The following is a 20255-nucleotide window of genomic DNA, read 5'->3' as shown; positions in this document are numbered from 1 at the left end:
CGCTGGTCAGGAGGCCTGACGGTCGGTGATCAGACGCATGTCGGCGGCCGCCAGGAAACGCGAGACCTCCGCCTCGTCCGCCAGCCCGCCGCCGGCACCGACGGCGTCGGTGTCGAGCAGGCGCGCCATCTGCGCCGCCTTGCGCTGCCCGCTGGCACCGAGCGCCAGGAGGGGCGCCGACTCCAGCGGCCTGCGCACGTCCACGAGCCGCACGATGATGTCGTCCCGCTGGAAGATCGTGCTGCTGACGACCGGGTTCGCCGGGTCGTCGGCACCGGCCTCGTCCTGCTGGGCCAGCAGCTTCGCGAGGGCCATGCCGCAGTCGGTCTTGGCAGGGTAGAACAGCGCGTGCCGCTCGACCCTGACGCGTTCCTCCCCCTGGGCCGCGAGGTGGTGCACCGAGGGGAGGGCCGCACGGGTGAAGAAGACCCGCGCCGAGTCGGGATCGTTGAGGTCCCGGTCCTGCTCCAGATACGGGTTGATGGCCTCTTCCACGGCCCTGACCTCGGGCTGCCGGGCCACGTGGCGCAGCGCGGCGAGCAGGTCGCCCTGCACCTCGACCGCCCGTACCACACGGTTCCCGTGCATGAAGAGGGAGGTACGGCGCAACCGGGTGGTCTCGTCGACCTCGGACCTCGGGGAGTCGTAGCTCGCCAGGATCTTGGCCACGTCGGCCTCGCTCCCCGGCTTGACGGTGAAGGTGAGGGCGTGGCGGACCACACCGTCACCCACACGGGGTGCGGCCTGCAGCCGGGTGGGCGCGTGTGCCTTGCCCGTCTCCCGCAGGACGCTGAAGCGCAGGGACCGGGTGTCGCGGACGCAGTTGTGCAGCGGCCGTACCGTCTCGACGTGCTCCTCGCTGTTCACCCAGGCGAGGAAGGGCGGTGCGCTCTCCCATTCGCTGGTGATCAGCCACTGAGAGGGGTTCTCGATCGACTGGCACAGCTGGTCGCTGATGTGTCCGGGGACTGACGCCACCTGGTTGCGCATATGTTCATAGGCAGTGAGGAACCGCTGCTGGGCCCCGTCGTGAAGATCCAGCAGCAGTACGACTCGCAGCCTGGAGCCGTCGAAAGCCGACTGCGATACACGTTCGGACAGCGTCGTCATCTTTCGCACATCTCCTTCGGGACAGTGAGTCCGCCACGGCGTGTGGCACATACGCCGACCCACTCCGCTTCGGTGCGGGCGACCGGCGTGTCGTGCGCAGGTCCTCCACTGACGCGGTGTTAGCGGGTCCGGACTTCGATCCTGGGCCGCTACCACGGGTGGCGCGAGATGTGTGAACCAAGCGGGTGAAGGGGCGACGGAAGCCCTGTCGAAGCGGCTCCGTCAGGGCATGGAAATTCCAATCCCCTTACCGGTGGCTGGAACTGGAGCATCTGATGGAAGAGAAGTTCGACGACCGCGTACCGGTTCTCATTGTGGGCGGGTCCCTGGTGGGCCTGTCCGCATCGCTTTTCCTGGGCCGCCTCGGCGTGGGGCACATGCTGGTGGAGAAACACGCCGGCACCTCGGTTCATCCGCGCGGACGCGGCAACAACGTCCGCACCATGGAGGTGTTCCGCTCCGCCGGTGCCGAGCAGCTCATCCACGAGGCCGCTTCGGTCCTCGCCGGTAACCACGGCATCCTGCAGACTCCCTCGCTCACCGGTGACGACGGCGAATGGCTGTTCAAGGAGATCGACCCCGGTCACACGCTCGCGCGGTTCAGCCCGTCCGCATGGTGCGTGTGCAGCCAGAACGACCTCGAGCCGGTGCTGCTGGAGTGTGCCGTCAAGCACGGCGGCGACCTGCGGTTCTCGACCGAGCTGATGTCCTTCGAACAGGACGCCACGGGAGTCACCTGCGTGCTGCAGAGCCGGGAGAACGGCAGGCGCAGCACGGTCCGTGCCGACTACCTGATCGCCGCCGACGGGCCCCGCAGCCCCGTCCGGGAACGCCTCGGCATCGTCCACAGCGGCGCCGGCGACCTCTTCCACAACGTCAGCATGACGTTCCGGTCCCGCGCGCTCGCCGAGGTCGTCGGCGACCGGCGCTTCATCGTCTGCTACCTCACCAACCCCGACGCGGACGGTGCGCTGCTGCCGGTGGACAACGAGGAGAACTGGGTCTTCCACGCACCCTGGAAGCCGGACCTGGGCGAGACCCTCGAGGACTTCACCGACGAGCGCTGCGTCCAGCACATCCGCACCGCGGTCGGCGTACCCGACCTCGACGTCGAGATCACCGGAAAGGCTCCCTGGCACGCCGCAGAACGGGTCGCCCAGCGGTACGGGGAGGGCAGGGTCTTCCTCGCCGGGGACTCCGCCCACGAGATGTCGCCGACCGGCGCCTTCGGCTCCAACACGGGCATCCAGGACGCGCACAACCTCGCCTGGAAGCTCGCCGCGGTACTGGACGGCTCGGCGGGGCCCGCCCTGCTGGAGACGTACGAGGCCGAGCGGCTCCCGGTGGCCATGGCGACGAGTGCCCGTGCATCGGCCAGGTCCGCGGAGCACAGCCACCCGGGCTACGCGCCCGCGCCGGGCGTCGGCGGCGGACGGCAGAGCGGCATGCTCACCGTGGCCATGGGCTACCGGTACCCGCGCGGCGCCGTCCTGGGAACCGACCCCGGCGTTCCCGTCGTGCCCGAGCGGATGCAGCTGAACGGCGAGCCGGGCAGCCGCGCCCCGCACATGTGGCTGCGCCAGCCGGGTGCCGCGCGGATGCTGTCCACGCTGGACCTCTACGAGCGGTCCTTCGTCCTGCTCACCGGCACCCACGGCGCCGCATGGAAGGCGGCGGCGGCACGCGTCGCCGACCGGCTGTCCATTACGCTCGAGGCCTACCGGATCGGTGAAGCGTCCGAGGACGACCTGGCGCCCGAGACGACCGTCGACTGGGCCGAACTCCACGGCGCGACCCCCGCGGGAGCCGTGGTGGTGCGCCCCGACGGCTTCGTGGCCTGGCGGTCCGTGGACGCCGTGGCCGATCCCGAGACGACCCTCCACGAGGCCATGACCGCACTGCTGTGCCGCTCCTGACCTCGGTCCTTCCGAGGCGCGCCCGGTCCCGCTCGGCGGGTCCGGGCGCGGCCTTCGGCGCGGCTGGAGGCGTCGTGGGGTGCGTCCCATCCGCATACCGGAGTGCGTACGGTACGTCGGTCGCGTCCCCCTTCGAGCGTGGGGCCGCCGCCGGTCCGATCCACCCGACGGGGGCGGAGCCGGCGCCGGGGCGGTGGCCGCCACCTGTCGGGGGTGCGTGCGCCGAGCGGCCGCCTCCGTCCGGCAGGCGCACTCTGGAGCGGCCGCCGGTCCTGGTGGCCGGCTTCCTCGCGGTACTCGAACCGGGTGAACCATCCAGCAGCGAGGCCGAGGGCCGAGGTCGGGACCGCTGACCGAGGGCCGGACCGCTGAGCGCTGACCGAGGGCCGGGCCCCTGACCCCCGACCCGGACCGGAAGCCGATGCGGGGCGTCCTGCCGCGGCTCCTCGCCCTTCACTGCCTCCTTCTCTGTCACCCCTCCTCGCCTCCGCTGTCACCCCTCCCCGACGGTGAGAAGTGCGGCGACCGGCCTCATCGGGTCCCAGCCCGGCGCCCGCTCGGTGAGCCGGTCCGCCGCCAGCCGCCACGCTGCCGGGCTGTCCCCGAGCCGCTCGCGTACCAGATCGGTGACCAGTTCGACCGCGGCGCCGACCTCCGCGGGTGCGTCGTCGCGGCGGCGCGCGTCATTGAGATAGCGCAGGGCCACCGCGGCCGGAGCGCACTCCAGCACCAGGTCCTCCGCAGTCAGTTCCCCGGTGCCGAGCAGGTGGTCGAGCTGTGCCGGGGGAGTCTCGTGGAGTCTGCCGCCTATGCCGTGACGAGTGCCTCCGATTCCATGCCGCAGCCGGGCCACGGTCAGTTCCCGCCCCAGGGGCACGGCTTCCCGCGAGGGCGCCTGCAGCAGCTGGGCGTACCTCAGTTTGAGGCCGTTGGGCGCGTCGGGGTGCTGGGCGACGGCTTCCCAGAGCGGTATCGGGTCCGTTCCGTGCTCCTTCTCCAGGCCGTCCCAGTCCGGCCCGCCCGGTGCGCCGTGGAGCGCGACGCCGACCGCCCAGGTGTTCCGCCGGCCGCGCAGTCGTCTGGCGAGCTTGGCCGCCGTCAGCTCGCGCTCCGCGCGGGCTTCGAGTACTGCTGCCGGGTCACTGGAGGCCAGCGCCTTCTGACACAGCCGCGTCACGGCCGCCCCGAGCACGTCACTGGCCACCAGCGCCGCCAGACGGCGACGTCCTCCATGACGGTGCAGATTGAGGCAGCCGACCACTTGCTGTGCGAGATCGAGGTCCTCCGCCTGGCGGGCGAAGACCAGCTCGATCATGTCGGGTTCGGCCGACTCGAGCCAAAGGGCGCCACCGGGGACCCGTGCCCCCGGGGCCGCACGCAACTCCTGGGCGAGCCGCGTCCCGATCGGCCCCGCCCGCATGACGATGCGCCGCTGGATGTGACCGGAGAGACATGCCCGCAGCAAATTGAGGTCGGTGTCCGGGTCGTGGAGACCGACCAGCCGGCTCGTCAGACCTCTGCTCAGCCACCTGTCCTGCGAGGCAAGGATCCGCAGAGCGTCGGGATCACGTGACTGCAGCACGTGGTCGAACACCGCGGGGGGCGTGCGGCCGTGCCGGAGCATGTATGCGGCCAGCAGCCACTGCCCGTGCGGGCCGATCCGGGCAAGTACCGCCGTCAGCGCCTCCGGGCGTGCCAGGCACAGCAGGAAGCCCAGCGGCCACATCCATCGGTGGTCGCTGCGCCGGAGCAGGTCGACGGCCTCATCAGGGGAAACCGGGGCCGCCATGGAGACCCCGTGCCCCCAGGGGACACCGGCGCCCACCGCTTCGATCTCGCGAGCGCGCAGAGCGTCCCTCGTGCGGGCCGTGTCGAGGAGCTCGGGCCAGGTCGCCCCGTCCGTGCGCTCCGCGGTCCTCGCGTGCGTCTCGTCCCGTGCGACGGCGGCGAGCCGCAGCCATGCCTCCGGATCGGCGCCCAGCTCACGGTCGAGCAGGTCCGCCAGGGCACGCTCCCACGCGATGGTCACGGTCAGCCGCCAGGCTTCGTGCGGCACCTTGATCAGCTGGCAGGCCGGGAAGGCGTCCAGTACGTCCCCCGCTTGCAGGACGCCGCACTGGTACGCCGTCTCGGCGAACTGCCACGGTGTCCCGGAAGCATGCGGCCGGGCGATGGTGACCAGTGCCCTGGCCCGGTCCGGGGCCGCGTACCAGCCGGCCGACGGCTGCACTCCCGACCTCACGCAGGCGTCGATCAGCCAGTCCGGTGTCTCCCAGCCCGGGGAGTCCTCGGACCTGTGAGCGGCGAGGAAACCGAGGCTTCCCCGGTCGGCGGGCAGCTTCGCCGTGCCCGGCGCGGCGACCGAGACCAGAAGGTCCAGCGCACTCAGCACCGCCCGCTGCCGGTCGTTGGACGGCTTGCTCGGCGGAGCCGTGGTCGGGCGGTCGGGCTGCGGGGGCGCGGCGGGCCGGTGTCGTGCCGTCCTGCCGGGGTCTTCCGGTTGCGCGTCGGGCGCCCCGGTCACCGGGCTCGCTGCGGCTGCGGTGGGCCGGGGACCGGCGACCCGGGCGGCCGTAGTGACCAGCTCCGCCAGGGAGCCGACGAAGTCCGGGAGGACCTGCGTCAGAACGGCCCAGGCCTCCGGGTGTCCGGCAAGGTGCTCCTGTACAAGCTCGTGGAGCACGGCGCGGGTGTCCTCGCCCAGCAGCCCCTCCCGGTCGAGGGCCGTGAGAGCCCGGACGGCCGTGGACGCGGGGCGGGCCACCCGCACCAGCTCCGCCGGGTCGAGCTCACCCGCCCTGACCACCCCGAGCGCCCATTCGACGGCACGGTGATCGAGGGACTCCTCGGGCAGCCGCTCGGCCGGGGGAGTGAGGTTGCCCGCGATCCGGCCGTCCTTGCGCCAGGGCTCGTTGAGCAGCGTCAGCTGGAAGTCACGCCGGTCGGCGTCCGTCGCGTCCTCGTGCCGGATCAGCTCCTCGGCGGCCTTCGGCATGAACGGGTTCTCCCGGTTGGCCGCGGCGAGAGCCGGGAAGTCGTGGACGTACGGCTCGCCGAGCAGAGCCTTCAGAGTGCTCGTGCCCCGCGCGGTCCGGAGCAGCCGCGGCAGCGTCTTCGGATCCTCGTACGCCTCGCCGGCGGCGCGCAGCCGTGCGAGGCCGCCCGGCTTGTCGAGCGCGTCCGTGGCCCGGGCCCGGACGTCGGGGTGGAAGTACGTCTCGTCCGACGGGTGCGAAAGGAGTTCGCGTACCGCGTCCGGTCCGCACCGCTGCCAGACCCGGACCAGGGCGTACTGCTGCGCCACCATCCGTACGCCCCAGGTGACGGCTTTGGCCACCAGTTCGGGGTCTCCGCAGCCCAGCAGCGGAGCAGTCCAGGTGCCCGGTACCTTGCCGGACAGGAGGTCCGCCCTCAGTTCGTCGTCGAGGGGAATCGTGTCCGCGTTGTGCACGATCGCCCGGCGCAGGGAGGGAGTGCAGCGGGGGTTCCGGTAGACGACGGCGTTGACCACTGGGTCGCCGGCTGCCACCAGACGTTTCAGCACCCGGGCGTCGAGCCGTGGATGACCGGCGAGAGCGGTCCTGGACCGGGCGTCGCCGAGATCCGCGACGACCGTGCGCAGCCCCGGACCGGGCATGGATCCGCCGGCGAGCAGCTCCTTGACGGTGCTGTCCGGGAGAGCGGGCAGCGCGGCGGCCGTGTGTTCCGGGGCGGCGTACTCCATGAGCAGCCCCAGGGCGGCCGGCACTGTCCGCGGCGGCAGCGGGATCGGGCCCGTGGCCGGTTCCGGTTCCGCCGCCAGCAGCTCGGGCAGTGTGCCCCGGTGCTTCTCCAGCGCGTCGTGCAGCCCCCGCCAGCGCGCTGGATCGTCCGCGAGATGCCGGTCCGTCAGTTCCCGCAGCCGCTTGCCCACCGGCCCGTCGGCGGCCGGTCCGGCGGCGTCCCCGAGCAGGCCCGCCACCGCACGTGCCGGGCGGGCGCGCTCGACGATCTCGAGGGCCAGCGCCGAGTCCAACTCTCCGGCGTCCCGCGCTGCGGCCGCGAGGCGTGTGAGCCCGGAGGCGCGCGGCGCCGTGAGCGCCGCCCGAAGGGCTTCGGCGGCCGCGCCGCGTACCGGGGCGTGCTCCGTTGTGTTCCGTTCCGGGAACGGCTCTCCCAGACGCTGCCGGACCGTTGCCACGTCCCCTGCGGCCAGCCCCGGCACCAGCAATCCGAGTGCCTGCTCGCGCAGTCGCGCGGACTCCAACCGATCAGCCGTCATAGTTCCGCCCCCGTTCTCCGCCGGCCCTCGACCGGCATGCGCCATCTCATCACAGACCACTGACAACGCCGCCGGGATGCTCACCCGGCACCGCGCTGCGGGTGGGCGTCCCGGCGGCCGGAGTCCACATGAACCCGGGCGACGCGTGGGCGGTCCGGGGCGGCACCGTCGGCGTCGGCTGCCCGTCTCCCGGAACCGTGCCGTACGTTCCGGTGGAACGGAACGTCGCGGACCGGCGGTTGGTGTGGTCCGGGGCCGGACGGACCGCGGGCCGACGCCGGACGGCGTCCGAAGGCGACGAGAGGCCGGTGCCGGGTCGTCAGCCGCTGCGGGCGGTGAGCAGGGCGTCCAGTTCCTCGGGAGTGCGTGGGCCCGTCGCGTCGTGGGGCAGCAGGCCGTGCGCACGGAGGAAGGCGGTGACGCTGATGCTCCAGGGGGTGCGCAGCCGCGCAGCACTCAGCAGTTCGGGACGGGCGAGCAGTTCGCCGGGCGGACCGGTGTGCAGGCCCTGGGCCGTGAGGACCGCGGCGTCGTCGGCCCAGCGCAGCGCCAGGTCCACGTCGTGAGTGGCCATCACCACGGTCGTTCCCGCGGCGCGGAGCCTCCCCAGCACGTCGAGCAGCTGCTCCTGACCGTGGGGGTCGAGTCCCGCGGTGGGCTCGTCGAGGATCAGCACCCGGGGACGCATTGCTACCGCGCCCGCGATCGCCGCACGCTTGCGCTGCCCGTACGACAGCAGGTGTGTCGGCCGGTCGCGCAGCGCGGAGATGCCCAGCGCCTCCAGTGACGCGTCGACGCGCGACCGCACTTCGGCCTCCGGGAGGCCCAGGTTCATGGGACCGAAGGACACGTCCTGGCCGACGGAGGCGGCGAACAGCTGGTCGTCCGGGTCCTGCACGACCAGTTGGACGGAGGTGCGGAGCCGGGTGAGCCCCGCGCGGTCGTAGGTCACGGGCTCGCCGTCCAGCCGCACGACGCCGGTGCCGCAGCGCAGTCCGCCGCTCAGGAGCCGCAGCAGGGTCGTCTTGCCGCTGCCGTTGTGCCCGAGCAGGACGAGCGAGCGGCCCTCCGGGATCCCGAATGTGACTCCGTGGAGGACCCGGGGACCGTCCTCGTACGCGTACCCCGCGTCGACGAGTTCCACGACGGGCTGCGCGGCGGGATCCGCGGTCATACGACGAACCTTTCGAGCGTGAGGGTGAGTGCCGCGATGCCCGTCAGCAGGGCCGCGGTGGCGGCGAGGAAGCGGCCCGAGATCCTGGCCTCGGGAACGAGGACGCGCAGCGTTCCGTCGTAGCCGCGTCCCGCGAGCCCCGTCTGGAGCCGGGAGGCCCGGTCGAAGGCGCGGACGAACGCGGTCGCGCCGAGCCCCGACAGGGCGCGCCAGGCCGCGGCGCGCGTGGTGTGGCCGAGCCGGGCCGCCTGCGCCTGCCGGATGCTGCTGATCGCGTCCAGCAGCAGGAAACCGATCCGGTACATCACGAGCGCGACGTCCACGACCGGCGCGGGCACACCGGCCCGCACCAGGCGGGGCAGCAGGTCCGAGACGGGTGTGGTGAACGCGAACAGCAGCACGCCGAGGGATGCGGCCGAGGTCCGCAGCAGCAGGTTCCCCGCGGCCTCGGGGCCGTGCGGGGCGAGCGACACGAGTCCCTCCGGACCGCCGACCCGGATGAGCAGCGGCACGGCCCCGGTGAAGCAGAAGCCGAGCGGGATGCGGAACGCCCGCCAGAGCTGCCGGGACGCCACTCCGGCCGGGCCGAGGAGCAGGGCGAGCGTCGCGACGGCGACCAGGGGCGCGCCGGGCCACGGCGGCAGTGAGATAGCGGAGACGGTGAGTCCCAGGCCCAGGCACGCCTTGTCCACGGGATGGCGGCGGCGCCAGCGACTGCTGTGCGCCGCCACGTCGATGGGCAGCACCGGGCGCTACGCCTGGGTGTCGTCGGCGCGGGCGGCTCCGGCGTCCGCCGGGACCGGTCCGTCGGCCGGGCCGGGCCGGTCCGTGGCCGGGGCGCCGTCCTCGCCGGTGCCGGCAGTCGTGGCGCGGGCCCGTGCCACGCCCTGCCTGCGGCCCTTGCGCAGACCGAAGTAGTAGGCCAGCACACCGGCGCCGAGGGCGGCTTGCAGGGCGAACAGCGCGGACTCGATCTCGCCGGACGGCGGTTCGTAGAGCGGGGTGAACCAGGGCTCGTAGCCGGGGTCGAGTTCCGCGATCGCCGATTCCGCCTGGGCGTCGGCGCCCGTGAACGGCTCCTCCTTGCCCTCGCCGAGCCCCAGGGCCAGGGGCAGCACGGCCAGGGCGGCCACGATCAGCAGCAGCAGGGCGTTGATCTTCGCGTTGCGGCTCATCGGGCCACGGCCTCCGTCGTGTCGTCGTCCTTCCGGCGCGGCGTCAGCAGCACTCCCAGCCGGGTGAGATCGGCTTTGCTGGACTGCGCGAGCAGGCGCATCACCAGTACCGTCAGCAGTCCCTCGCTGACGGCGAGCGGGATCTGCGTGACGGCGAATATGCCGCCGAACTTGGCGAGCGCGCCCAGGATTCCGCTCGCCGGGTCGGGGAAGGCGAGCGCCAGCTGGACACTCGTGACGCAGTACGTGCACAGGTCCGCGACGAACGCCCCGAAGAACACGCTCACCATCAGCGGTGTGTCGAACCTCCGCAGCAGCCGGTAGATCCCGTAGCCCGCCCAGGGACCGGCGATCGCCATCGAGAAGGCGTTGGCGCCCAGCGTGGTGAGGCCGCCGTGCGCCAGCAACAGCGCCTGGAACAGCAGGGTGATGGTGCCCAGCACCGCCATGATGGGCGGCCGGAACAGGATCGCACCCAGGCCCGTTCCGGTCGGATGGGAGCAACTGCCGGTCACGGACGGGATCTTCAGTGCGGAGAGTACGAACGTGAAGGCGCCGGAGGCTCCCAGCAGCAGTGTGCTCTCGGGATTCGCCTTCACCTCCCGGGTGAGCGTACGGACACCGTGGACGACGAAGGGGGCGGACGCGGCGCTCCAGGCGACCGCGTGCAACGGGGGCAGATAACCCTCGGCTATGTGCATGAGTCGGAAGACCCTCTCCAGCACCTCGTGGATGGACAACGCGCCCCGGCCGGTCTCCTGGCTGACGGGTCATGCCGCTCGGGCTCCGCCTTCCCGGGCCGGCCGCGGTCCTCCGCGGCGCCCCAGTGGCTTCCCCCGTTCCCCTGGGGAGTGGAGCCGAACTTCCCGATCACAGTGGCGAGGGCCGCACCGGTTCTGCACCGGTTTCCCGTTCACCAAGGCTCTGTGACCTTAGTGGTCCGGGGTGAACCGTCACAAGCGGCGCACAGGTGTGCGGATCGCCTTGCGCCGGAGATCACAACCCGGTCGTCGGCCCCCCTGTCCCTTACTGGCAAGTAGCTTCGACGTGACGGATGCGGATGGAGGCACAATGGGCCCAGAATGGTGCAAAGCCGCACGACCGAGGAGGTCGCATGAACGCTGAATCCGAGTCGAAGCGGGGACGGCTGGGCGGGATCACGCCCGACAGTCTTCTCCACACGGGTGCCAGTGACGATTGCACCGCGGAAGATCTGGTGCTCGCCTCGGGGCGTGACATCACTCCCAAGACCATGGAGTGGGCCAAGCGGCGTCTGGCCGCCGAGGGGCGCGCGGCGATCGACAAACAGCTCCCCTGATCAGCATCTTCCTCTTCACGTCAACTCTGTACGAGGTCGCGGCGCGTGCCGCCGCCCGGAGCGGGCAGACGGTACGCGCCTCGTGTTCTCCGGGCTGCCTTTCCCGCGCGGCTGATCCGGCTCGCGGTGCACCGCCGTGGTGGCGCGCCGGTGCCCGTCCCCGCTCGGCTTCGTCGCGGCCCGGCTCCGGCGGCATTCACCGGTGGTACGCGGCGGCGACGTGACGCCCGCCTCGCGGCGGAGCGCGTATGCCGGGCGCACGCACGGACCGCGAGTCGTCCTTGCCCCGGTCCTCCTCGCCCCGGTCCACCCCTTCCTCCTCACCCCGTCCCGTAGACGCCCTCCGCGAAGGCGGCGAGCTGATTGGCGGGGAGCTTTCTGACCAGGTCGGCCTCGGTGATCATGCCGACCGGCTGTCCGTTGTCCAGCACCAGCAGCCGCCGCACCCGTGCCTCGCCCATCACCCTGACCGCCTCGCCAGCGGGGGCGGCGGCGTCCACGGAGAGCGGCGGGCCCTCGGCAAGGTCCCCGGCTGTGACCTTCGCCGGATCGTGTCCCGCCGCCAGGCACTTCACCACGATGTCCCGGTCGGTCACGATCCCCGCCAGGCCGCCCGCGCTGCTCGTCACCGGCAGTGCGCCCACGTCGTGGTCGCGCATCACCTGCGCCGCGCGGTCGAGCGTCTCGGTCGCCGGAACGGTCAGCAGATCGCTCGTCATCAGGTCGCGTGCGGTGAGCATGGGGACCTCCATAGGCGGTGGGGAGGAGGGGCGCCACCGCCATGCTGTCCGGGCCGCGGTCCGTGTGCGAGCCACCCGGGCCGTACGGGTGAGCTCACGGCGCACCGTCGGGGCCGGCGTCTCCCGCCCTGCGCGAGTCTTCCGGATTCCTGCAACACGTTCTACTGTGTGCCCCGCCTCGAGCCGCGGCCACGTGCGGCCCCAGGACCGACCGCGACACTCCGGGAGGGACCGTGCACCTCGCCTACACACCCGAGCAGCAGCGGCTGCGCGCCGAGCTTCGCGCGTACTTCGCCGAGCTGGTCCCGGGCGGCAGCGCCCACGGCCACCCGGACGGCACCCGAGGCAGGGGAGCGTCCGCCGACGCGGATCCGGTCGCCCGGAAGCGGTTCTACCGGGAGACCATCCGCCGGCTCGGCGCCGACGGGCGCCTCGGCATCGGCTGGCCCGTGGAGTACGGCGGCAGCGGGATGACCCCCATCGAGCAGTTCATCTTCTTCGACGAGGCCGCCCAGGCCGGAGTGCCCCTGCCGCTGATGGCGCTGAACACCGTGGGGCCCACGATCATGCAGTACGGCACCGAGGAGCAGAAGCGGTATTTCCTGCCGAAGATCCTCTCCGGGGAGATCGACTTCGCCATCGGCTACAGCGAACCCGACGCCGGCACCGACCTGGCCTCCCTGAAGACCCGCGCGGTACGCGACGGCGACACCTACGTGGTGAACGGGCAGAAGATCTGGACCACCAACGGCGACACCGCCGACTGGGTCTGGCTGGCCGTCCGTACCGACCCGGAGGCCCCGCCGCACAAGGGCATCACCATGCTCCTCGTCCCCACCACCGATCCCGGGTACTCCTGCACCCTCATCAACACGCTGGCCTCGCACGACACCACGGCCAGCTACTACGAGAACGTCCGGGTGCCCGTCGCGCACCGCGTCGGCGAGGAGAACCAGGGCTGGCGGCTGATCACGAACCAGCTCAACCACGAGCGGGTGACCCTGGCCGCCCACGGCACCATGGCCATCCGCGCGCTCCACGACGTCCAGCGCTGGGCCGCCGACACCAAACTCGCCGACGGCCGCCGGGTAGTCGACCTCGGCTGGGTGCGCGGCCGCCTGGCCCGCACCCACGCCAGGCTCGACGCGATGAAGCTCCTCAACTGGCAGATGGTGGCAGCCGTGCAGCACGGCACCCTCACCCCCCAGGACGCCTCGGCCGTCAAGGTCTACGGTTCCGAGGCCCGACGCGACGCCTACGCCTGGCTGATGGAGATCGTCGGCGCGGCCGGCCCCCTCAAGGAGGGCTCCGCGGGCGCGGTGCTCCACGGCGAACTGGAACGCGGCTACCGCACCGCCGTCATCTTCACCTTCGGCGGGGGCAACAACGAGATCCAGCGCGAGATCATCTCCTGGATCGGGCTGGGAATGCCGCGGGTACGGCGCTAGGTGTAGTGCCCTGAGAGGCCGGGGACGCGGCTGGCGGGTGGTTGCCCCTTCAGCGCGGTGTGTCCGCGGTGGTGATTGCCCTCCTCAGGGGGCCGGCGCCCGGTGTGCAGCCGGCCCGGGAAGGCGTCGGGACCGTGCCAGGCCCCGTTGGTCAGCACCTGGTCGCGCCGAGCGGTGCGAGCCGGGCGGGCTGCGGCACGGTCCGGCGCCCTCGGTGGCTGCTACGGCGCATCGATGCCGTTGTACGCCTGGGGTGCCTCCCAAGCGAGCTCTCACGCCGCGTTCCATGATGCCGCTGTCCTCAAGGGCGCGGAACAGAACGCCGGCGTCGACCTCTCGGATTGCCGCGTGGCGGCTTCGGACACGCCCGGCGTCGTGGCAGGCGGACAAGGAACGGCACGTCGTGGCGCCCGGGAGCTCACACGTCGAGCGTCACCGAACACGTCCAGCCGTCGGGACCGTGCTCGAGGTTCAGCCCGTGCCAGGTCACGGCTTTCGGAGCCGCGCCGATGACCGGGTACGCCCTGGCGTCGCCCATGAAGAGTGCTGCGTGCGGGCCGTCCGCTGCATCGGTCACATCGACGTCGAGGGGGACCTCGTCTGCGACGTCGAGCCAGTACACGACTTCCTCCAGGAGCGCCACGAGCAGGTCCTCGTCCGTCTCGCCCCGCAGCACGACGTCCCTCCTGCGCGCCACCGAGGCTGCGCCGAGCTCCAGGAAGGATTCGCAGACGCCACGTACGGCCTCGGTGAAACACTCGGCACGCGTGGCACCCCACGCCTCCACACGGAGGTCCGCAGTGTGGGGCACTGTACGACGGCCACCGGGTCGGTCAGGATGCACCTGCCGCCTCCACCTCGTCTCCTCGGCTCGGAGCCGGAACAACTCGAACCGGTGCGCAAGAACGTCTCCAGCACCGTCACCGAGAGGTGACGGGCCGACTGCCGACTGCCAGGAGAAGAGAGAAGGCCGGCTGCTGCGTCACCCGGCGTCGACTGCGTGCTGCTCCGGAGGACTTGCGGCCCATCCGATGGCGTCCTCGAGGTCGTCGTAACCGAACCGTCGCACTTCGGCCTGGATGAAGTGGTTCGCCAGACGGGGCACCAGGCCGGCGAGCTTGGAGTCGGCCGCCAGCGCGACCTTCCTGACCTTCCGGTGGTGGTCACGGACGAAGCGCACATGTCGAAGCAGGCTTCCAACGTTCTCCCAGCCGGGGAATTCGCGAGCGTGCACCACGACACCGGCCAACTCCTCGTGCGTTTCGAGCCAGCTGTCCGCGCTGAGCCCCAGGGCGTCGAAGTCCTGGGTGCGCAGGGGCAGTTCGACCTCGACCACGAGGACGTGGGACTCGGGCAGGAGGTAGTGGGAGACACCCGGGCCTTCGGGCAGCGAGGCCAGCCACTGGAGCGCCTCTGCGCGCTCCTGGCTGCCGAAGACGCGTACCGGGCAGGGCATCAGGAAGCCCGCCAGCCGGGTCGATTCACGAATCCAGCCGATGTCGCTGACCAGTGCGCAACCCTCGAACAACCGCATGGATCCGAGGCCGACTTTCAGGTCCTCCCACCCGGCTCCCGGGGTGAACGACCGGAACTCGGGGCCGAACTCGTACAGGAACCGGATACGACGGCCTTCTCTGCGGGCCTCGTCAATGAGCGGTTCGATCACCGTCTCGTAATCGTTCTTCGACACGGTTCCGATCGCTTTCACCGCGTCGACCCCAGGAGAAACGTCCTGGATTCTCTCGAGCATGTCGTTCCTCAGCGTTTCTCGTTGCTGCACCGATCCGCCTGCAACGGCAACAACTACGAGTGTGGCATTGACGGCGACCCCAGTCACATTGAATGCGGCCGGTGCATCAGCCGAGGCAACGGCGACGGAATCCGCCGCGGTCGTGCACTGCCTCGAAGGTGACATCCAGGGCCAGCGGGCCCGAAGCTCTTGTAGGGGCCATGACTGATCCGATCGTCGTCGGAGCAGACGGCTCTGGGCGTAGGCTTCCGGCCCCGATACGGGACGGAACGAGGCAGAGTTGCATCACTGCCCGCGCAGGTCGTCCATGTGCTGTCGGAAGACCGGGAATATGCGGTGCCGACGCCACCACATCCTTTTTCGACCAGCGCGGATCGTGGACGAGGCTGCCGGCCTCCAATCGACCGACGCGCACACCCGGCCCCGCGCTGGGACGATGGAGACACGTCGCTCGTGTGGTGAGGGATCAGGAGTGTGACGCGTCCGGAAAGTCCTCCGCAGCGCACGGAACATCCTGGCGCTTCCGCATACCGCGGGCCTGTGGGCAGCGGCGTGGGCCATGACCCGTGAGGAGTGCCTGGCGCAGGCGGTGCGGGGTGTCTGCGAGCCGTTCCTGGACGTGGCAGGGGCAGTCCGTCTCCGCAGGCGGGACATCGTCGTACGGGCGGCCAGGAACGAGGATGTGCTGGTCGCCGGAATCACCGGAAGCATCCGGAGGAGGAGCGAGGGATGAGCGGCACCACGATGCTCGACCGCAGTGAATGGCGATCCGCACTCGACGAGGTTACGTCCAGTCACGAAGGGGAACTGGTCTCCATTGAAGTACTGGACCCGTCAGTCGGGCACCAGTACGAGGCCGAGCGGCTGCCCTTCGCCTACCTCGACTATGACCCGAGAGACGACGTGGTGATCGTCGCCGTTGGCGGACAGGGGCCGCGCTACCCAGTCGTCCTGCGGCACATGGTGCCGCACCCTCAGGAGATCGATCTTGCCACGCTGCACGTCCCGGAGGCGGCCGTCCAGGTCATCGCTGCCGACGGCACCCCCCATCTGATCACTTTCTACCCGGCCGAATCCGGAGCCGGGTCCTGAGACCGCCGCGGCCGGCGTACGAGCCCCGCGCCGTACCCTGCTGCACGACCACCGCTCGGGACTCGACGCCCTCGCCGCACGCCTCGTCGCCCGCGGGGCCGACAAGGGTGCGCTACCAGGCTTCAGCGTCCACGAGGCTCGTGAGCCGCATCGTCCAGGCAGCCGAGGTCATCACCGTGAAAGTTCCCAGGATCCCTGCCGCGATCAAAGCCCCCCTGCGCTGGCACGTCGCGCCAGGACCGCTGGAGGGCTCACTTGAGCAGTCGCCCCCGCGGGCCCCGCACCCTGCTCCCCCTGCCCGCCTCCTGACCGTGGCCGCCCGCTCGTGCGGGTCGGCAGCGGGAGAGCGCCCCAGGCGCGGGGGGTGACGAAGGTGGACATCACGCTGGTGGAAGCAGGTCCGTTCCGGTTCCGTATCGAGCGGCAGGGCCCGATGCGCGTGCCCGGGGTCGTCTTCGCGACGCGGGAGCTCCTGCCGCAGGCTGCCGGGGACAAGGCGCTGGAGCAAGTGGCGAACGTGGCGACGCTGCCCGGCATCGTCCGCGCCTCCTTCGCCATGCCGGACGTGCACTGGGGGTACGGCTTCCCGATCGGCGGGGTGGCCGCCACTGACATCGACGACGGCGGTGTGGTCTCGCCCGGCGGTGTCGGGTTCGACATCTCCTGTGGCGTCAGACTGCTCGCCGCCGACACCGACAGAGACCGGCTCGCCCCCCGATTCCGGTCGCTCATGGACATCCTCGACGACACGATCCCGCGCGGCATGGGGCGCGGCGGCCTGTGGAAGCTGTCCGGACGCCCGCAGATGGAGAAGCTGCTCATCGGCGGGGCCGAATACGCGGTCGAACACGGTCACGGCGTGCCACGGGATCTGGCGCGCTGCGAGGACCACGGCGCGTTGGCGGAGGCCGACCCCTCACAGGTCGGGCAGCGGGCTGTGGACCGGGGCCTCGAGCAGGTGGGCAGCCTCGGCTCGGGCAACCACTTCTTGGAGGTGCAGGTAGTGGACGAGGTGTTCGACACGGGCACCGCCGCCGCCTTCGGCCTGCGCCCCGGCCAGGTGTGCGTGATGATCCACTGCGGTTCGCGCGGCCTGGGGCACCAGGTGTGCACCGACCATGTCCGGGTCATGGACCACTCGCTGCGCGCCTACGGTATCTCCGTCCCCGACCGGCAGCTGGCCTGCACTCCCGTCGTCTCCCCGCCGGGCCGCGACTACCTCGGCGCGATGGCCGCGGCAGCGAACTACGGCAGGGCCAACCGGCAACTGCTCACCCAGGCGACGCGGCACGCGTTCGCCGTCACGGCCGGAGTGGGCCTGGACCTGGTGTATGACGTCTCGCACAACACCGCCAAGATCGAGACCCACAAGGTGGACGGCGCCCCGCGCCGACTATGTGTCCACCGCAAGGGCGCCACCCTGGCCCTCCCGCCCGGCCACCCGAGCCTGCCGGCCGACCTCATCGAGGCCGGGCAGCCCGTGCTGGTCCCCGGCACCATGGGCACCGCCTCGTACGTGATGGTCGGCACCCCGGAGAACGACGCGTTCTTCTCCGCCTGCCACGGCGCCGGACGGGTGTGGAGCCGCCACCAAGCGCTCCGCCGGGTCCGCGGCGAGCAACTGCGTGGCGAGCTGGAGGCCCACGGCATCGCCGTCCGGCCGTCGTCCTGGCGCGGGCTCGCCGAAGAAGCCCCCGGTGCCTACAAGGACGTCGACGCGGTGGCCGCCGCCACCGAAGGGGCCGGTCTGGCCCGGCTGGTCGCCCGCCTGGTCCCGGTCGGCGTCGTCAAGGGGTGAACGACTGCACGGGTGTACATCGGGGGCCCTGTCCGGGCTTCGGCGAGACGGCACGGAATGCCGGATGCGGTCCAGCAGGGTTCCCAGCCCGGCACGAGCGTCCCGGGAACGAGCCGAACCCCCTCGCATCGCCCATTCGGCGCACTGCGACGGCCCGGAACGGGTCGTTGAACCAGGCGTGGCAAGTCGGACGCAGCCAGTCCTGAGCGAGGCCGGCAGGACGACCGCGCCCGCGGGGACGACGATTCCCATGGACAGGACGTGAACGCCGCCTCCGGACCCCGGAGTCTGCGGCTGACGTTGCTGGGTGTCGGGGCGATGAACTCACCGCGGTTCGCGCCCGCCGGACTCGTGGTGCAGTACGGCCGCTGCCGAGTCGCCTTCGACGGCGGGCCGGGCGCCGATCCGCCCCGGCACCTGGATGCCTGGCTCGTCACCGATGAACGGGCCGAACTTCGTTCGGAACTCCGACGCATGGCTGCCGACCGCGGCCTGGTACCGCGCATCGGCGACCTCTTGCCGGGCGGTGGGCTGAGCGTGCGCGCGCGTCCGGTCGTCCACACGTCGCACCCCACATGTGGCTACCGAATCGAGCTGGGCAGCCTGCTGGTTGTGTGGGCACCGGAGTTCTGGCAGTTCCCGCCCTGGGCGGCAAACGCAGATCTGCTGTTCGCCGAAGCCGCATCCTGGAACCATCCAATCCGCTTCCGTGGCGGCGTAGGCGGCCACGCGAGCGTCCGCGAGGTCGGCATCCAAGCCACACGATATGGCGTACGCCGGCTGGTGTACGTCCACATCGGCCGGCCCACCATCCGCGCCATCGATGCGGGACTGACACCGGACGTAGGCGAATGGGGCCACGAAGGCCGCACCTACACACTCAGCACCGTAGGGTGACGGCGCACTCCGTCACCCGACGCTCTTCGCTCTGCCGAACCGACCGGCTCCACTACGACGTCGGGCAGCAGGAGACACCCCTCATGGTCGCCCGGCTCGAAGTCCGGGCCGCGCCGAGCAAGGTCGTCCTACCTGACCGGACCAATCCGGCGGCCTGGTCGAGCGACGCGGGTCACAAGCCTGTTTCAGGTGGCCGACCATGCAGAGCTCGCCCAGCATGGAGACGGGGGTTCCTACTGCCACTTCCGGAGATGAGCCGTATGACGCTTCCTGTACGACACCGGCCTGGTGGCCTGCTGGAGCGGGCCTTCCCCTGGCGCGAGCCCATTGCCGCCGAGTTCGACGAGCTGTTCCAGAGGATGACCCAGCTGCTGGAGACCTCGGCTCCCTCCTGGACCGAGGCGATGGCCTGGGCGCCGATGGCCGACCTGCACGAGACCGACGAGGCGTACGAGCTCGAGTGCGAGCTGCCCGGCATCAAGCGCGAGGACATCGACGTCGAGGTCAGTGAGCGCGAGCTGCGCATCACCGGGCAGCTGAAGGAGCGCGAGCGCAAAGGCGTGGTACGCCGCGCCACGCGACGCACAGGACGTTTCGAGTACCATGCGCTGCTGCCCACCGAGGTGAAGGCCGAGGACGTCCAGGCGTCTCTCGCCGACGGCATCCTCACGGTCACCATCCCCAAGACGCAGACCGCCAAGCCCCGCCATATAGAAATCCAGGGCTGACCCCGCCGCATGCGCCACTGGCCGCGGGTGCGGGAGGGCTCCGCCACCCGCACCCGCAACAGCGTCCGTGACACGCCGACAAGGCCAGCTCCCTGACGGCCAAAGGCGCATCCCCCTCCATCCGCGAGGAATTCCCTGATCGCGACGAGGGGAATTCCCGAATTCCCTGATCTCGACGAAAGGGGAGGGCCCGTCGTCGAGACGGGGCGCGGTGTCCTCCCGCGCGGACCCGCTCGTGGAGGGCAGCAGCGGACTCCACCGACCCTGAGGATCACTGTGCAAGGGAGAGAGGACATGTCGATCGCCGGAGACTGGTACAACGAGTTCGGCTCGCACATGGAGATCGCTCCTGGCCCCTCCGGGGAGATCACAGGGACCTTCGCCTCGGCCACGGGTCTCGCCGCCGGCGAGTACGCACTCGTGGGGCGCTACGACACCCTCGACCGGCCGGATCACGGCACAGCGATCGGTTGGACGGTGGCGTGGCACAACGAACAGAACAACGCCAACTGTGTGACCAGTTGGAGCGGGCTCTGTTTCGCCGACGACGACACGGAGCGGATCTGCGCCACCTGGCTGCTGACCACGTCGGCGACCGTCTCGGATGCCTGGGAGTCCACCACAGTCGGCAGGGACGTCTTCACCCGGGAGCCACCAGGCTCTGATCGGATCGAGGGCACCGCGCGGTCCATGCCGGCATCACACCCGACGGCCACGGGCGGCCCCCGCAGCCGCTGAGGGCGTACACGGTCCCCGTCCCGGGGGGGGGGGGGGGGGGGGGGGGGGGGGGGGAGAGGGGGGGGGGGGGGGGGGGTGGGGGGGGGGGGGGGGGGGGGGGGGGGGAAAGG

Annotated in this window: 18 protein-coding genes and 1 riboswitch; of the genes, 9 read left to right on the top strand and 9 right to left on the bottom strand. The window is 71.4% G+C overall.

Annotated elements, in window-relative coordinates; genetic code table 11:
• Positions 1-6: 6 nt before the first annotated feature.
• Positions 7-1110: a TcmI family type II polyketide cyclase gene (locus tag ACZ4Z5_RS08000; protein ID WP_468258286.1), complete on the bottom strand. Its 1104-nt coding sequence runs from the start codon at positions 1108-1110 to the stop codon at positions 7-9.
• Positions 1111-1385: 275 nt separating this feature from the next.
• On the opposite strand from ACZ4Z5_RS08000, the gene ACZ4Z5_RS07995 reads away from it, so the two are divergent.
• Positions 1386-3026 carry an FAD-dependent oxidoreductase gene (locus ACZ4Z5_RS07995; protein ID WP_468258284.1) on the top strand — a complete coding sequence of 547 codons (1641 nt, stop codon included), beginning with the start codon at positions 1386-1388 and terminating at the stop codon, positions 3024-3026.
• Between the two features lie 493 nt (positions 3027-3519).
• Here ACZ4Z5_RS07995 and ACZ4Z5_RS07990 read toward each other — a convergent pair whose 3' ends face one another.
• The 5 genes from ACZ4Z5_RS07990 to ACZ4Z5_RS07970 form a co-directional block, all read right to left on the bottom strand.
• Positions 3520-7287 (bottom strand): hypothetical protein, encoded by a 3768-nt coding sequence (locus ACZ4Z5_RS07990; protein ID WP_468258281.1) that lies wholly within the window; start codon positions 7285-7287, stop codon positions 3520-3522.
• A gap of 319 nt (positions 7288-7606) precedes the next feature.
• Positions 7607-8461, bottom strand: coding sequence for an energy-coupling factor ABC transporter ATP-binding protein (locus ACZ4Z5_RS07985; RefSeq protein ID WP_468258278.1), 855 nt, complete (start codon positions 8459-8461; stop codon positions 7607-7609).
• Positions 8458-9207 (bottom strand): cobalt ECF transporter T component CbiQ, encoded by a 750-nt coding sequence (cbiQ, locus tag ACZ4Z5_RS07980; RefSeq protein WP_468258276.1) that lies wholly within the window; start codon positions 9205-9207, stop codon positions 8458-8460. The genes ACZ4Z5_RS07985 and cbiQ overlap by 4 nt, the downstream gene beginning before the upstream one ends.
• 6 nt (positions 9208-9213) lie before the next feature.
• Entirely contained in the window at positions 9214-9636 is a 423-nt protein-coding gene (locus ACZ4Z5_RS07975; protein ID WP_468258273.1) for an energy-coupling factor ABC transporter substrate-binding protein, read from the bottom strand.
• Positions 9633-10337 (bottom strand): energy-coupling factor ABC transporter permease, encoded by a 705-nt coding sequence (locus tag ACZ4Z5_RS07970; RefSeq protein WP_468258748.1) that lies wholly within the window; start codon positions 10335-10337, stop codon positions 9633-9635. The genes ACZ4Z5_RS07975 and ACZ4Z5_RS07970 overlap by 4 nt, the downstream gene beginning before the upstream one ends.
• A gap of 30 nt (positions 10338-10367) precedes the next feature.
• A riboswitch (cobalamin riboswitch) is annotated at positions 10368-10596 on the bottom strand.
• A 154-nt stretch (positions 10597-10750) separates the two neighbouring features.
• Between ACZ4Z5_RS07970 and ACZ4Z5_RS07965 the strand changes: the two genes are divergently transcribed.
• Positions 10751-10954 carry a hypothetical protein gene (locus ACZ4Z5_RS07965; protein WP_468258270.1) on the top strand — a complete coding sequence of 68 codons (204 nt, stop codon included), beginning with the start codon at positions 10751-10753 and terminating at the stop codon, positions 10952-10954.
• Positions 10955-11274: 320 nt separating this feature from the next.
• Here ACZ4Z5_RS07965 and ACZ4Z5_RS07960 read toward each other — a convergent pair whose 3' ends face one another.
• Positions 11275-11694, bottom strand: coding sequence for a CBS domain-containing protein (locus ACZ4Z5_RS07960; protein ID WP_468258267.1), 420 nt, complete (start codon positions 11692-11694; stop codon positions 11275-11277).
• 233 nt (positions 11695-11927) lie between these two features.
• Between ACZ4Z5_RS07960 and ACZ4Z5_RS07955 the strand changes: the two genes are divergently transcribed.
• The gene (locus tag ACZ4Z5_RS07955) at positions 11928-13142 is read left to right on the top strand and encodes an acyl-CoA dehydrogenase family protein (RefSeq protein WP_468258264.1); all 1215 of its coding nucleotides are present in this window, start codon (positions 11928-11930) and stop codon (positions 13140-13142) included.
• A gap of 418 nt (positions 13143-13560) precedes the next feature.
• On the opposite strand, the gene ACZ4Z5_RS07950 is transcribed toward ACZ4Z5_RS07955, so the two are convergent.
• Together ACZ4Z5_RS07950 and ACZ4Z5_RS07945 are read right to left on the bottom strand one after the other, a co-directional pair.
• A complete protein-coding gene (locus ACZ4Z5_RS07950) occupies positions 13561-13953 on the bottom strand; it encodes an archease (protein ID WP_468258262.1) in 393 nt (130 codons plus the stop codon).
• A 171-nt stretch (positions 13954-14124) separates the two neighbouring features.
• On the bottom strand, positions 14125-14892 hold the full coding sequence (locus ACZ4Z5_RS07945; protein WP_468258259.1) for a SpoIIAA family protein: 768 nt from the start codon (positions 14890-14892) through the stop codon (positions 14125-14127).
• Positions 14893-15403: 511 nt separating this feature from the next.
• Between ACZ4Z5_RS07945 and ACZ4Z5_RS07940 the strand changes: the two genes are divergently transcribed.
• The 6 genes from ACZ4Z5_RS07940 to ACZ4Z5_RS07915 all read left to right on the top strand — a co-directional run bounded on the left by ACZ4Z5_RS07940 (position 15404) and on the right by ACZ4Z5_RS07915 (position 20145).
• Positions 15404-15625: an archease gene (locus ACZ4Z5_RS07940; protein WP_468258745.1), complete on the top strand. Its 222-nt coding sequence runs from the start codon at positions 15404-15406 to the stop codon at positions 15623-15625.
• A complete protein-coding gene (locus ACZ4Z5_RS07935) occupies positions 15622-15984 on the top strand; it encodes a DUF5335 family protein (protein ID WP_468258256.1) in 363 nt (120 codons plus the stop codon). Before ACZ4Z5_RS07940 ends, ACZ4Z5_RS07935 begins: the two co-directional genes overlap by 4 nt.
• Before the next feature lie 373 nt (positions 15985-16357).
• The gene (locus ACZ4Z5_RS07930) at positions 16358-17782 is read left to right on the top strand and encodes an RtcB family protein (RefSeq protein WP_468258254.1); all 1425 of its coding nucleotides are present in this window, start codon (positions 16358-16360) and stop codon (positions 17780-17782) included.
• Between the two features lie 261 nt (positions 17783-18043).
• Positions 18044-18679 (top strand): MBL fold metallo-hydrolase, encoded by a 636-nt coding sequence (locus tag ACZ4Z5_RS07925; RefSeq protein WP_468258251.1) that lies wholly within the window; start codon positions 18044-18046, stop codon positions 18677-18679.
• Between the two features lie 260 nt (positions 18680-18939).
• Positions 18940-19407, top strand: a complete 468-nt coding sequence (locus tag ACZ4Z5_RS07920; protein WP_468258248.1) for an Hsp20/alpha crystallin family protein — start codon at positions 18940-18942, stop codon at positions 19405-19407.
• A 294-nt stretch (positions 19408-19701) separates the two neighbouring features.
• Entirely contained in the window at positions 19702-20145 is a 444-nt protein-coding gene (locus ACZ4Z5_RS07915) for an avidin/streptavidin family protein (protein WP_468258245.1), read from the top strand.
• Positions 20146-20255: the final 110 nt, after the last annotated feature.

This window comes from Streptomyces sp. NPDC030222, from assembly GCF_055573115.1.
Note: the sequence above shows the minus strand (reverse complement) of the source record. Positions and strands in the feature narration are given on the sequence as shown.

What these genes read in the sequence shown, in the direction of transcription:
- ACZ4Z5_RS08000 (WP_468258286.1), bottom strand. Translation starts at nt 1,110, where the DNA reads ATGACGACGCTGTCCGAACGTGTATCGCAGTCGGCTTTCGACGGCTCC.
- ACZ4Z5_RS07995 (WP_468258284.1), top strand. Translation starts at nt 1,386, where the DNA reads ATGGAAGAGAAGTTCGACGACCGCGTACCGGTTCTCATTGTGGGCGGG.
- ACZ4Z5_RS07990 (WP_468258281.1), bottom strand. Translation starts at nt 7,287, where the DNA reads ATGACGGCTGATCGGTTGGAGTCCGCGCGACTGCGCGAGCAGGCACTC.
- ACZ4Z5_RS07985 (WP_468258278.1), bottom strand. Translation starts at nt 8,461, where the DNA reads ATGACCGCGGATCCCGCCGCGCAGCCCGTCGTGGAACTCGTCGACGCG.
- ACZ4Z5_RS07975 (WP_468258273.1), bottom strand. Translation starts at nt 9,636, where the DNA reads ATGAGCCGCAACGCGAAGATCAACGCCCTGCTGCTGCTGATCGTGGCC.
- ACZ4Z5_RS07970 (WP_468258748.1), bottom strand. Translation starts at nt 10,337, where the DNA reads ATGCACATAGCCGAGGGTTATCTGCCCCCGTTGCACGCGGTCGCCTGG.
- ACZ4Z5_RS07965 (WP_468258270.1), top strand. Translation starts at nt 10,751, where the DNA reads ATGAACGCTGAATCCGAGTCGAAGCGGGGACGGCTGGGCGGGATCACG.
- ACZ4Z5_RS07960 (WP_468258267.1), bottom strand. Translation starts at nt 11,694, where the DNA reads ATGCTCACCGCACGCGACCTGATGACGAGCGATCTGCTGACCGTTCCG.
- ACZ4Z5_RS07945 (WP_468258259.1), bottom strand. Translation starts at nt 14,892, where the DNA reads ATGCTCGAGAGAATCCAGGACGTTTCTCCTGGGGTCGACGCGGTGAAA.
- ACZ4Z5_RS07935 (WP_468258256.1), top strand. Translation starts at nt 15,622, where the DNA reads ATGAGCGGCACCACGATGCTCGACCGCAGTGAATGGCGATCCGCACTC.
- ACZ4Z5_RS07920 (WP_468258248.1), top strand. Translation starts at nt 18,940, where the DNA reads ATGACGCTTCCTGTACGACACCGGCCTGGTGGCCTGCTGGAGCGGGCC.
- ACZ4Z5_RS07915 (WP_468258245.1), top strand. Translation starts at nt 19,702, where the DNA reads ATGTCGATCGCCGGAGACTGGTACAACGAGTTCGGCTCGCACATGGAG.